The 13,527-nt window shown below is 40.0% G+C and carries 10 protein-coding genes and 1 riboswitch; of the genes, 2 read left to right on the top strand and 8 right to left on the bottom strand.

Annotation, left to right across the window (positions count from 1 at the left end; all coding sequences use genetic code 11):
• Nucleotides 1-559 precede the first annotated feature (559 nt).
• The 8 genes from DW152_RS10790 to DW152_RS10830 all read right to left on the bottom strand — a co-directional run bounded on the left by DW152_RS10790 (nt 560) and on the right by DW152_RS10830 (nt 10,420).
• Nucleotides 560-1,156: a hypothetical protein gene (locus tag DW152_RS10790; protein WP_118288612.1), complete on the bottom strand. Its 597-nt coding sequence runs from the start codon at nt 1,154-1,156 to the stop codon at nt 560-562.
• Nucleotides 1,131-4,337, bottom strand: coding sequence for a hybrid sensor histidine kinase/response regulator (locus DW152_RS10795; protein ID WP_118288613.1), 3,207 nt, complete (start codon nt 4,335-4,337; stop codon nt 1,131-1,133). Before DW152_RS10795 ends, DW152_RS10790 begins: the two co-directional genes overlap by 26 nt.
• Before the next feature lie 227 nt (nt 4,338-4,564).
• Nucleotides 4,565-4,655: riboswitch (cyclic di-GMP riboswitch) on the bottom strand.
• Nucleotides 4,656-4,743: 88 nt separating this feature from the next.
• Nucleotides 4,744-4,965, bottom strand: coding sequence for a hypothetical protein (locus tag DW152_RS10800; RefSeq protein ID WP_118288614.1), 222 nt, complete (start codon nt 4,963-4,965; stop codon nt 4,744-4,746).
• 145 nt (nt 4,966-5,110) lie between these two features.
• Nucleotides 5,111-5,617 (bottom strand): AAA family ATPase, encoded by a 507-nt coding sequence (locus DW152_RS10805; protein WP_118288615.1) that lies wholly within the window; start codon nt 5,615-5,617, stop codon nt 5,111-5,113.
• Between the two features lie 192 nt (nt 5,618-5,809).
• Entirely contained in the window at nt 5,810-7,765 is a 1,956-nt protein-coding gene (locus DW152_RS10810; protein ID WP_118288616.1) for a beta-galactosidase, read from the bottom strand.
• Between the two features lie 344 nt (nt 7,766-8,109).
• Nucleotides 8,110-9,171: a LacI family DNA-binding transcriptional regulator gene (locus DW152_RS10815; RefSeq protein WP_118288617.1), complete on the bottom strand. Its 1,062-nt coding sequence runs from the start codon at nt 9,169-9,171 to the stop codon at nt 8,110-8,112.
• A gap of 374 nt (nt 9,172-9,545) precedes the next feature.
• On the bottom strand, nt 9,546-9,926 hold the full coding sequence (locus tag DW152_RS10825; RefSeq protein WP_118288619.1) for an AAA family ATPase: 381 nt from the start codon (nt 9,924-9,926) through the stop codon (nt 9,546-9,548).
• A 56-nt stretch (nt 9,927-9,982) separates the two neighbouring features.
• Entirely contained in the window at nt 9,983-10,420 is a 438-nt protein-coding gene (locus tag DW152_RS10830) for a hypothetical protein (RefSeq protein ID WP_118520331.1), read from the bottom strand.
• Nucleotides 10,421-10,643: 223 nt separating this feature from the next.
• On the opposite strand from DW152_RS10830, the gene DW152_RS10835 reads away from it, so the two are divergent.
• A complete protein-coding gene (locus tag DW152_RS10835; RefSeq protein WP_117538048.1) occupies nt 10,644-11,915 on the top strand; it encodes a substrate-binding domain-containing protein in 1,272 nt (423 codons plus the stop codon).
• Between the two features lie 88 nt (nt 11,916-12,003).
• Entirely contained in the window at nt 12,004-13,512 is a 1,509-nt protein-coding gene (locus tag DW152_RS10840; RefSeq protein WP_117538047.1) for a sugar ABC transporter ATP-binding protein, read from the top strand.
• Nucleotides 13,513-13,527: the final 15 nt, after the last annotated feature.

Here is a 13,527-nt window from a genome sequence, read left to right on the forward strand (position 1 = left end):
TATTATCAACAAGAAAAAGCCACATTCCCCGGCACATTTCTTCCTAGGTTTTATGGCCTAATCATCCATTTATGTGTTTAAGTAGTCCGTTACTACTAAGGATTTCTCCCAACACATTTGTCTTTATCCCAATTCTACCTATGTTCCTTAGTAGTCCAAATTGTAGAATTCATGCGGTTATTCGCCACATTGCACTCTACTATGTCCAATCTTGCAGAATCATGTTTTACAGTAAATTTGAAATTCTATGACCATATGTTGAAGCAGGCATTTTCGCACCTGCTTCAACATATGGTCAACTATTTTTTACTCGTCCGTATAAAAACCGTAGTCCCTTTCCTATCACCTCACCACGATTTGCCCTGCTTTATCGCACTTCATCGCCGCATATAGCTGTACTCAAAGCCCTGCCGTGGCAGATAAATAGTACTTTAATCATAATTTGTTTCTCCTTGTTTTGCCTTAGAATGCCCTGTTTTGCAAGGGAGGCTAGGATTCGTGTAGTTTGCTCTGAAATTACAGATTGCGGCAAATCAGAGTAGAATTAAGCAAATTGTTACTACCTGTTAGTAGTAAAATTGGTAGTAAAAGGAAGTATCCCACCTATAAACAGTGGAAACAAGCTAAGTCTAAAATCATCATTCATTAAATCTACCAATCTACTCTTCAGAACTATATAACTAATATTTTCATCAGATTGTGTCGTATCAAAATATGCATTTCTGTTTTTCTCATCTATATCATCAAGTGTGAATAACATATCAAAATTTGTTATTTCATCGCCTTTTGAATATGGTTTATCTCCCACATAGATTTCTTTCGGCATAGCAATATCTTTTCGTTCTGGATGAAAATAATTTCTTTTATCATAAAAACAAGTTTTTCTTCTGTACGGAATTATACCTGAGCCAATCGTGATTAACATCTCTATTTTTTTATAATCTAACATAAATTCTTCTAAACTTGTTTCTGTGTTATAACTAAAAACAATTTCTATGTATTGTTCTAACTCTAGCTTTTTCTCTATTACTGCACTACCTTTTCCACCTTTACAAATAGGAATATTTCTGTCATAACAAAATCCTCTCTCTATGTTTCCTGTCTGCTTTTCCCATGCATCTGGAAGGCAATTACAGCCAGTTTTCCAGAACATCATTCAACTTATTCATATCCAGCGGTTTCGCGATATGTCCATTCATGCCTGTATTTTTGGCTAACTGTACATCTTCTGCAAAAGCATTGGCAGTCATGGCAACAATAGGCAGTTTTCCCTTTTCACCCGGAAGGCTCCTGATTGCTGCAGTTGCCTCATAACCATTCATGACAGGCATTTGGATATCCATAAAAACAAGATCATACAATCCTTCCGGATAAGCTTCCACTTTTTCAACTGCGATTTTTCCATTTTCTGCTGTTTCCACTTCTGCCCCTGTCATCTGCAAAATTTCACCAGCAATTTCTCTGTTCAACTCATTATCCTCAACCAGCAGAATCCTTTTTCCTGTGTAGTCTGCTTCTGACAGCTTCTCCAGATAATTTCTCGCTGTTTTTTCTTTTCTTCCTGAAGTAAACTGCCGCAGTGTTGCCGTCAGCCGGGAACGGAACAGCGGTTTTGCAATAAAAGCATCTACACCTGCAGCCTTTGCTTCTTCTTCAATTTCGCTGAATTCATAGGATGTCAATACAATGATGGTAATCTCTTTCCCGATCCGTTTCCGGATCTGTCTGGCAGTTTCTATACCATCCATCTCCGGCATCTTCCAGTCTAAAATAACAGCAAAGTAATCATCTTTCAACTCATGCCGTGCATAACAGCGCTCAACCGCTTCCCTGCCAGAGAGAACCCATTCACCCATAATACCGATTTCCTTCAGTGTGGCAACTGTACTTTCACAGCATGTCTTATCATCATCCACTACCAGAACCGGCAGATTCATCAGATTTTTGTCCTGTTCTTTTTCTTTTTCCTGAAGCTCCAGATAAATTGTTACTGTGATTTTAGTTCCCTTGTGCAAGGTACTGTCCACTTTAATAGTGCCATTCATCAGGTTCACAATATTTCTGCTGATTGCCATTCCCAGACCAGTTCCCTGGACTCTGGTTGTACGTTGGTCATCCGCGCGGCTGAAAGGATCAAACATGATTTTCTGGAATTCCGGTGACATACCGATCCCATTATCCTCAATCGTAAATTCATAGCATCCAAGTTCTGAAAATCCATTTGGCTTTTCCTCTATGGAAAAAATAATATTTCCACCATCCGTTGTATACTTGATCGCATTACTCATCAGATTCACAAATACCTGCTGAATCCTCAAGCTGTCACCACAGACAGCCTCATGTTCAATATGATTGATGTGTATATCAAAATTATGTTTATGTTCATCAAGCACCGGTTTCGTAAGTGTAATAAGATTATCTACCAGCTCTGACAGATTGAAATCTTCCTGTGCCAGTGTCATTTTTCCACTTTCAATACGTGCCATATCCAATACTTCATTAATCAGCCCCAGCAGATGGCGGCTTGATTCTGTGATCTTGCCGAGGCATTCAATGACTCTGTCCTGGCTCTCAACATTTGCTCCTGCGATTGCCGTCAGACCCACAATCGCATTCATTGGTGTCCGGATATCATGAGACATATTGGAAAGGAATTCTGTTTTCGCACGATTTGCATTTTCTGCGGACCGGTAAGCTTCTATCAGTGCCTGACGGGATTCAATCTCTGCTTTCTTTTCCTGTGTCACATCCATGGATGCCAGCAATACCTTTTCCAGCTTTCCATTCTTCCATTCCAAGGGAATATAAGAAGCGATTTTATAAGTCTTTTCATCCAGGCTGCAATACTCAAACTTATAAATATCATTTTCACTTTTCAGTTTTTTCCGGATATTATCCGGGGCTATCAGGATATCTATAGCTTCTAATGGTTCCAGTGTCTTATATTTTTCAAGAACCTGCATCTGAAAATCATGATAAAATCCCAGAGGTTTATATATCATCTGTCCATTCAGGTTGTAGAATTCATATCTGTCATTTTCCAGATCACAGACAACAAAACGGTCAACCAGACGCACAATGCTCTGGATCAGCTGCTCCATGGAAGCATTGTCCGCTGCCATCTGCAGATGCCGTGCGCTCTCTACCTTAGCCTCCGTGATATCACGCAGAAAGATCATGGCATATTCTGAATCCTCTATCTCGCCACGTATAATCACATTGCGTACCCATCGTTCTTCTCCATCCAGAGTGATTCGGCACTCTAAAGATAATTCTGTTTCCAGACCTTTCAGTTTTTCTGCAATATAACCACGGTCATAAAAAGCAGCTACCGCTTTCTTATCTGTTTCCACAACATAGGAATCCACAAAATGCCGGATCAGTTCATCCCATGTACGACTCTGTTCAAAAACTGTCATCAGGGACGGTTCAACCTTAAAGGTATCAAAAGTATTCGCTTCCAGATTTACATAATACTCGCACAGATCTGTTTTCGTAAAAGCCCGGTGGAAAGCAGCAGATTTTTGTGCCTGCATGGTTTCTTTTTTCTCCCTATCAATGTTAATAAAAATCCCGGCAATCCTGCTGGCAGAACCATCCAGACGGCGTATTACTTCTGCAGATGCCCGAAACCACTGGTATTGATTATCCTTCATTCTCATACGATACTCTACCTGGTATTTTATCTGGTTCGTCTTATCCTTAATTGCCGCCTGAAGCTGCACCATTACTCTTTCTTTATCCTGTGGATGCAGAAGATCTGACCAGGATTCCAGTTTATTCGGAAAGTCCAGAGTGTCATGATAGCCAAGCATTTTTCGGAATTCATGACTCCAGTTTGCATACACAATCTCACTGTTTTCGTCACAGTCAAAATACCAGAAGCCGGAATAGATAGCCTCATTGAGCAGTGCCAAATTTACATGATCCCAGTTGACCTGTACGGACATAACCCAGATCTGTCTGCCCGCCTCATCTGTCGCATCCTCTTTACAAAGCCGTACATTATTCACTGTACCGTCTGCTGCAAGGATTTGTGCTTCCCCTGTTCCGTGAAGCTGCAAAAAACGGTCTCGCTCCAGTATATCTTCCTCGTCATAAAAGAAGTTTTTCAATGAGCCTTTTGTATGTTCCATGAAAGTATCGAATGTATATCCTGTACTATGCAACAGCAGATTATCCACAGACAAAATAGACAGGTTTTGGTCATAAGATCCTGTCATTATACCTACCCCGCCATTATTTTCCAGTGTTTTCTGTACGGCCTGTGACATGGCCTGTGTCTGCCCCGTTACAGTCTCACCTAATGAATATATTTTGTCTTCATAATTTTTCATTTTATAAAAGTCCTCTCTTCGTCTTATGCCTTCTTCATCCTGCTTTTATCTGTATACAGAGAACCTATCCCTGCCAGTTTTCGTACCCATTTTGGCATATAAAAAGGATACTTGCCCAAATATGCCCGTATCCCTACTACATTTCTTTAGAATCACTCATCGATATAGTATATAAGTTATCGAGATTTCTTCCGCTTTCACATCTTTTCCATATATGATATAGGAACAGTTGCAACCGGCAGACCTGGTCAAACTTTCTGACTTTAGCCTCTTCTGGCTTTGCGTCCCAGACTTTCATCTGGTTTGTCGTTTTCCTTATTATAGCCTTTAAACTTATGCAATAAAACCGGATTTATTATACTATAGTGCTCTGCTGTACACAAGAAAAACATTACCATTTTTACGTTCAAAAACAAAAAAAGAACAGCCGATACATATACTCGAACTGTTCTCGTCTCTCCTTCACGCCTTTTTCTTCCAGACTGCAAAAGCTCTGCAGATACGGCAGTACATGGTTCTGCATATCCGTCAGATCTTCCATATACTTCTGATCGAAAGCATTTACAAATACTGTCCACTCCTCATCAGATAAACGCAGGTACTTCATCGCCAGTAAGATTTGATACAAGCCATTACTTTAATTATACTGGATATACATTTGTAGTCTTCATCTTCGGTAACGGAAATTCCCCCTCTCGGAATAACAGTACGGGGCAGCAACATTCCTTGCGGTTCCCCCTCGTATTGCCTACCACCAAAGGTGGTCGGGGCTATCAATGGCTGCCCCCAACACAATCTTCTTCCTGTAAAATTACTTTTTCTCCTTCGCCACATGGTTCTTGAAAATCGTTATAATGATGCTCTAGTATCTCATTTGTTATTATGAATGGAGAATTAGCATTCAAAGACTGATTCCTTTTATACAATCTTTTTTGTAAGGTTTCTTTACTAGCCTTCATATAAACAAGTTCTGGTGTACCGCCAGCTTTTTCTATAAGCCTTTTATAATACGCTCTATTTGCCTTATTCCAAAAGCTGAAATCAAGGACTACATGTTTTCCTTGTTGAATGAGAGACAGGAGCTCCTTCTGGAGTGCCATTTCCACTATTTCTGAGAGTTTCTCATACTGTTCGTTTGGATAATCAATCCCCTTTCTCCCGTAAGTTTTCCACATTTCCTCATCAATGGACAAGCGAACATAGCCTTCTTTTTCTTTCTGCTTTGCATAAGTTGTTTTCCCGGAACCACATATTCCACACATCATAATAACTTTAATCATAAAAATCTCCTTGTTTTACTAATCAATACAGCCTTCTATTGATACTATACCTTCTACACCAGATTTATTTTGTATCTCTTCAATTGCCATTTCATTATTTTATTTCTATATTACCGATTCATTTTCTCGTCTGTCAGATTTTTCATCTTTTAAACAATACCAAATCCACTGTTCTCTGTCAAAAAATCCTACTTATTTCCGAACTTCTTCCACCTTGCATTCAAACGGCGCCAGTGTCACACCTGCATTTTGCGCCTCGAATGCATTGTGGTTCATGGTGATCTTAATCTTTCTGTCTTCGCTCTCTCGGTATACGATCTCAACGCCATCAGTTGAATGCTCAGATATGATTTCCTGTTCGTCTACCATTTTCTTGAGAAGCTGTTTTAAAATAGTTTCATCCAATCCGCATCCAAGGTAATATACATATCCATCTTTCTGCTTCTTCTTTGTCACTGCTGCGTAGTCCTTAAAGAATACATCATTGTAACGGAACAGCACTTCTGCATCTGTCACACTGAGCAGGTCACGGAAAATTCCTCCCTCTCCCTGTGTACAACTGAAATCTTCTTCGCCTGCAAGCGGGAATTCCTGTCCTTCCTGAAGACTTTCAGTCTCTGTCACATAGATTCCCGCAAACTCATCAAAGTCAACCGGAAGTACCTTTTTAAACAACAGATTGTTATTTTCATCTTTTACAAAATCACGGAAAGTCAGAACCAGCGTTCCGCCGTTCTCGGTAAATTCTTTCACCTGCTTCTGGAAATCCGGTTTCGCAATGATCATCTGTGGAAGAATCACGATCTTATAACCAGAAAGAGTACTTCCCGCCGAAATTACATCCACCGGAACATTTGCATCAAAGAATACTTTATGGAACTTCTTCATCTCTGCTTCGCAGTCGAGAAGGAAACTTTGTCTCTGGATACGGAATGCTGCAAGCGAATCATAATCATATACGATTGCAACTTCACTTTTAACCGGTGCGCTCAGTTCTTTTTCGTAATTCTTAATCTCATTAAAGAATTCCTGTACTTCGTGAAACTTTCTACGTTTAACATTATCTGCATCCAAGATTCCATAACAGAACTGCTCTGCCCCTTTTGTTGCACCTCTGTATCGGAAATACATCAGCGATTCGCAACCTCTCGCCATACTCTGATAAGACCAGAGCTTTGCCTGATTCGGGCGTGGAGCAAATCCGGTTACATCATGTCCCTGTGCTCCCATGATCGCTTCTGTGATCCAGAAATTTTCCCGTTTGAGCCCACGGATATAATCCAGTCCAAATGCAATTTCATTTGCAGGAAGCGGCTCTTTCTGCCCACCCCATACCGGGTAATTGTTGTAAGCTACCACATCCAGATTCTTTGCAACTTCTGAATAATCTACGTGCTTTCCAAGTCCTCCGCCCGGGAAGTCATGCATCACAACCGCATCTGGAATGATTTCCTTAAGAAGCGCTGTCTGGAAGTTTGCAAATTTTACAATGCTTTCGCTGCGGAATCTTTCCCAGTCCAGACGAAGTGCCGGATTGTGTGTGGTAATGGTCTTGGATGGAAGTGGGATCTCATCAAATCCGTTGTATTCCTGTGACCAGAATGTGGTTCCGTAAATTTCGTTCAACTTATCAATATTTCCCTCGAATTTCTGCTCAAGGAATCCTTGGAATGCGCAGCGGCATTTCGGACAATAGCAGATGTCACTGTCTTCATGTCCCAGCTCATTGTCAATCTGCCATGCCACGATCGCATCTTCATTTTTATAATGCTCAGCCTGTGCGCGGATGATCTTCTCTGAGTACTCATACATCACATCGCTGTTAAAGCAATATACATGGCGTCCACCAAAAGTGCGGACGGTTCCGTCTTCAAACTCTGACAGGATATCCGGATGCTTTTTCACAAGCCATGCCGGAATGGTCGCTGTCGGAGTTCCCATGATCACCTTCAGACCTTTTTCTTTTGCCTTTTCAATTACACGGTCAAAAAAGGAAAAATCATAATTTCCTTCTGTTTTTTCCATCAGATGCCATGCGAACTCTGCGATACGGATCACATTGCATCCAAGCTCACAGATATTTTCCAAATCTTCTTCTAAAAAAGCCTCATCCCACTGTTCCGGATAATAATCAACTCCACGCCACATATTACTGTTCCTTTCTCTTACGAAGTTCGTCACGAATCATTTTATAAGTTTCTCCATCTCTCTACTCCTTATTTAGTAGAATTTTGCTTTCGCTTTTCCATACGTTTTTACGCATTTTCTTTTGTTTTATTGCGTTTATTTTTCGTATCTTGTGAAATGAATATATCAGCGTAAAAATATTTAGTCAATATTTTTACGCAAATTTTTACTTAAAGAAAACTATTTTCATGAAATGTTTACTAAATTGGCTTGTCGTTTTTGTGGAAATTGCCGCATAGAAAATGTAGCCTGACACATTCTCACTTCAAGTGCATTGTGGAGTACCAGCGACATCTCTATCCATTTTATACGCTTCCTCTGTCCACTAGACTGCACGGAACAATAATCTTCTTCGGAAGTGAATTCTTCTTCCACAGAAGTTCCATACACATCACTGTCGACTCCACGCTTTCTCTCATATATACTTCGACCGAAGAAAGCGGCGGATTAGAAAACTCCGAGAAGCTGGTGTTGTTAAATGTAATGACACCTATTTGTCCCGGAAGCAGAATCTCCCTTTCATGCAACGCCTTTACAAGTCCCGGCGCTACCGCATCACTCGATGCAAAAATCGCGTCCGGATACTCCTTCGGTGTGTGGCTGTCCAGATACTCCAGCACTTTCTGGCAGCTGCTTCTCGAATTCATCTCGCAGTCTATGACCAGACTCTCATCAAACCGATTCTGATTATTCAGTGTATTTTTATAATAGTAATAACGTGGGTCCATCGTCAGCTTCTTGTCGTCACCAAGGGTATCCACACTTCCAAGATATGCAATCCGCTCTTTGCCTTTTGCCTCAAAGCATTGCAGTACTTCACGGATTGCCAGGTGATAATTCGGCACAATACTGTAATACTTCATATCATCCGGTGAAGAATCCAAAAATACGATGTTGTCCGTATATTGATGGAAATCCTGAATCTCCTCCGGACTGAATCTTCCGATTGCAATCAGTCCGTCAATCGGACGGTCATCATTCTTGGTAAATCTTTTCTTCTCATCCCGGTAAAGCATGACAGTCGTCCATTTCTTTTCAAAACATGCTTCATCCAAACGGTTCTTCAGCATAATATAATAGATATCTTCCATCTGCTCCTGCATCTCGAACATCTGCGCAATCCCGATTCTGCGCTCCGGAAGGTTCTGGCTTTCCGTCATCTCTTCTACTGATGCCTTTTTTCCTGTATCTCCCTGACGCTTACTATATCTCTGACTTACCGTCTTATATCCAAGCTCACATGCCACGGTAACTATATTTTCTCTGGTCTCATCTGACACATTTAAGTTCGGATCACCATTCAGAACTCTTGAAACCGTGCTTTGAGAAACCTTTACCTTTTCAGCGATATCTTTTAATGTAGCCACATCATTTACCCCTTTGACTAAAATCTTTACTTAAATAATATCACACTTTCAGGGTTTCCAAAAGATATTTTTACAAACTGCCTGCTACACCGATGTTGCTGTTTGTGATCATATTTTATTATCCTTTTTATCATATTCAATATTTGAATTTCCGACGGATTTCTCTCTTTTTTCTGAGGAACATTCCGAGGGACATCCTGAGAGACATTGTAATTCAAATTTGGCATCACAACTGTAAACCGGTACCGATCTGATCTAAAAGACGGCTTACACTTATATAGTACTAAATGGAGCTATTGCTCCATAAATTGATATGCTCCCTACTAAATAAACAAGATTTTATTATTTCTCTTGTCTACTTAGAAGGGAGCATATCAGAATCTGTCTTTGCTGTATTTTTTAATTTCATACAGGATATCCTCACTCTTGATAAATCTGCTGTTTTCAGGGAATCTCCTAAATGCATTGCCAAATTCATCCTCTCCATAACTAAACTGGCACTCTGATGAAAATTTTCCGCAATAGTCCACAATTCCAAAAGAATTACTGGTCGCATACTCTTTCCCTGTTAGCATGAGTTTATTTGCTATGATATTCAAAATAATAGATTTTCCAGAACCATTATTCCCATATAACACGGTGATTGGTGCAAATATGAACGGATCTATGTCTTTTCGATGAAACACATTATATGGATATATATTAGGATTTTTAATGCTTCTGTCACTTAATTTAAAACTGCTGAGATATATCATTAAAAAATCCCCCTTCATCTATAAACTTATATTTTTCAAATCAGCAAACCATTCTTTTACCCTTCAGCACAAATTTCATCATAATCTTCATACATAATTCGTATTCCACACTCCTCACTTTCTACATGGTAATGTCCCGCATACCACTCTGTAAAATCTAACCTGTCATAAATCTTCTGTAGCCATTTTTCCGTTGTCTTGTCCACTGCTGATTGATCAAGCCCTGGAATAAACGCCCACACTGGTTCCGCTTCAATCGGTACTGTATGCGAGAGTACGATATCCACATTCCACTTAGCTTTATCTAACTGCTGTTCCACATATTCTTTTATCACTTCATCCGGCTGTTCTGATTCAAACCATGGTAATCCGTTTCGTATCCTATAATATTTGTCAACGCTGTATGCACCACCGATTGGCATCACTTTCTTTCCATGAAAATTATATATTTCTCCATCTTTTGCGAACAAAATATTCGGATACTGTTCTTCCACTTTTGCGCTACGATATACAGCGAGCTGTAGACGTAAACTTTCTATAATAAATGAAAAAAACGAATAAACAACATGCATAAATTTTTTATTGAAAATCAGAGAAAATTAATACTTAATCCAAAAATATTCTATTTTATTTTCCTCCTTTGGTGATTATACTAAGGTCAGTCATTAAGAAAGACATGTTTTAAAACAAATTTCACAAAACGGGAGGAAAACAACAATGAAAAAAAGAAAAGTAGTTGCATCAATGATGGCAGTAATACTCGCATTATCATTGGCAGGATGTGGATCTTCAGGATCTTCAGGATCTTCAGACTCATCTGACACTAAGGTAGCGAACAAGGACAAACCACTTTGCTGGTTTAACCGTCAGCCATCTAACAGCTCAACAGGAGAGCTTGACAAAGATGCTCTTAGCTTCAACAAAAATACTTACTATGTAGGTTTCGATGCTAACCAGGGAGCTGAACTTCAGGGACAGATGGTTCTTGATTACATCAAAGCTAACATCGACAAGATCGATAGAAACGGTGACGGAGTTATCGGATATGTTCTTGCAATCGGTGATATCGGACACAACGATTCAATCGCTCGTACACGTGGAGTTCGTAAAGCACTCGGAACAGGTATTGAAGAGAAGAAAGAAATCAACTCTAAACCAGCTGGAACAAACGTAGATGGAAAATCTAAAATTGTTAAAGACGCAACACTTGAAGTTAATGGAAAGAAATACACAGTTCGTGAGCTTGCTTCTCAGGAAATGAAGAATGCAGCAGGAGCTACATGGGATGCCGCTACAGCAGGTAACGCTATCGGAACATGGAAAGCTTCTTTCGGAGATAAGATCGACGTAGTTGTTTCTAACAACGATGGTATGGGAATGTCAATGTTCAACGCATGGGCTAAGAAAAACAAAGTACCTACATTCGGATACGATGCAAACAGTGACGCTGTAGCAGCTATCGCAGAAGGATACGGCGGAACAATTTCTCAGCATGCAGACGTTCAGGCGTACCTGACACTGAGAGTTCTTCGTAACGCTCTTGACGGAGTAGACATTAACACAGGTATCGGAACAAAAGATGATGCTGGTAACTGTCTGAAAGAAGGCGAAGATTACAGATATAGCGAAGAAGAGAGATCTTACTACGCATTAAACATTGCTGTAACAGCTGATAACTATAAAGACTTTACAGATTCAACAGTAGTATACAAAAAAGTTGCTAACCAGCTTGATGCTAAGAAGAGCCCAGAAAAGAAAGTATGGCTTAACATCTACAATGCTTCAGATAACTTCTTAAGCTCAACATATCAGCCGCTTCTTGAGAACTACGATGACCTTCTCAATCTGAAAGTTGACTACATCGGTGGAGATGGACAGACAGAGTCTAACATCACAAACCGTCTTGGAAACCCAGACGAGTATGACGCATTTGCAATTAACATGGTTAAAACAGACAATGCATCTTCATACACAGAACTTCTCAAATAATTAAAGTTCGTAAACTGGTAAATGAATGAAACAATAGAGGGGTGTCAGTGATGATACCTCTCTTTCAATAAGAAAAGGAAGCAGAGCTATGACAGAAGATAAGAATAAATACATCTTATCGATTAATGGCATGAGTAAATCATTCGGTAGAAATAAAGTACTGAAGGGTATCAACATGAATGTGAAACCTGGAACCATTATGGGACTTATGGGTGAAAACGGTGCCGGAAAATCGACGATGATGAAATGTCTCTTTGGAACTTATCAGAAAGATGAGGGGACAATAATATTAGATGGCAAAGAAGTAAACTTCTCAGGACCGAAGGATGCACTGGAGAACGGTGTAGCGATGGTACATCAGGAGTTGAACCAGTGTCTTGAAAGAAGCGTTATTGACAATATGTTCCTTGGTCGATATCCAAAGAATTCACTTGGAGTTATCGACGAGGGAAGAATGAAAAAAGAAACAGCACAGTTGTTCAGAAAGCTTGGAATCACAGCAAACCTGACACAGCCTATGAAGAAGATGTCTGTATCTCAGAGACAGATGTGTGAGATTGCAAAAGCAATTTCTTATAATTCTAAGGTAATCGTTTTGGATGAGCCTACATCATCCCTGACAGCACCAGAGGTTGAAAAACTTTTCAAAATGATGCGTCAGCTGAAAGCACAGGGAATTTCCCTGATCTATATTTCACATAAGATGGACGAAATTTTCAATATCTGTGATGAGATCTCCGTACTGCGAGATGGTAGCCTTGTTATGACAAAAGAGAGTAAGGACACAGATATGAACGAATTGATTGCAGCCATGGTTGGTCGTTCTCTGGATAACAGATTCCCGCCTGTTGACAATGAACCGGGAGAAACCATTTTCTCTGTACAAAATCTTTCAACAAAGTATGCACCAAAACTTCAGAATATTTCCTTTGATATCAAAAAAGGAGAAATCTTTGGATTCTATGGTCTGGTTGGAGCCGGACGTACAGAACTTCTGGAAACTATTTTCGGAATACGTACAAGAGCAGAAGGAAATGTATTATACAACGGTAAAGTTATGAACTTTACATCACCTAAGGATGCAATGGACCACGGATTTGCTCTGATCACAGAGGAAAGAAAGGCCAACGGATTGTTCCTGAAAGGCGATATTACATTTAACACTACGATCGCGAACATGAATCATTACAAAAAAGGTATTGCATTATCACATGACAGAATGGTACGTGCAACTGCTGAGGAAATCAAGGTTATGCATACAAAATGTATGGGACCGGATGATATGATCTCAAACCTTTCCGGAGGAAACCAGCAGAAAGCGATCTTCGGAAAATGGCTAGAACGTTCACCACAGGTATTCATGATGGATGACCCGACCAGAGGTATCGACGTTGGTGCAAAATATGAAATTTACGAACTGATCATTAACATGGCAAAACAGGGAAAGACGATTATCGTTGTTTCCTCAGAGATGCCGGAGATCCTTGGTATTACAAACCGTATCGGAGTTATGTCCAACGGACGTCTCGCAGGTATTGTTAATACAAAGGAAACAGATCAGGAAGAATTATTGAGACTCAGTGCGAAGTATTTGTAACAGAGAGGAGTATTA

Origin of the sequence: Dorea sp. AM13-35 (assembly GCF_003473885.1) — a bacterium.
Classification (GTDB): domain Bacteria; phylum Bacillota; class Clostridia; order Lachnospirales; family Lachnospiraceae; genus Dorea_D; species Dorea_D hominis.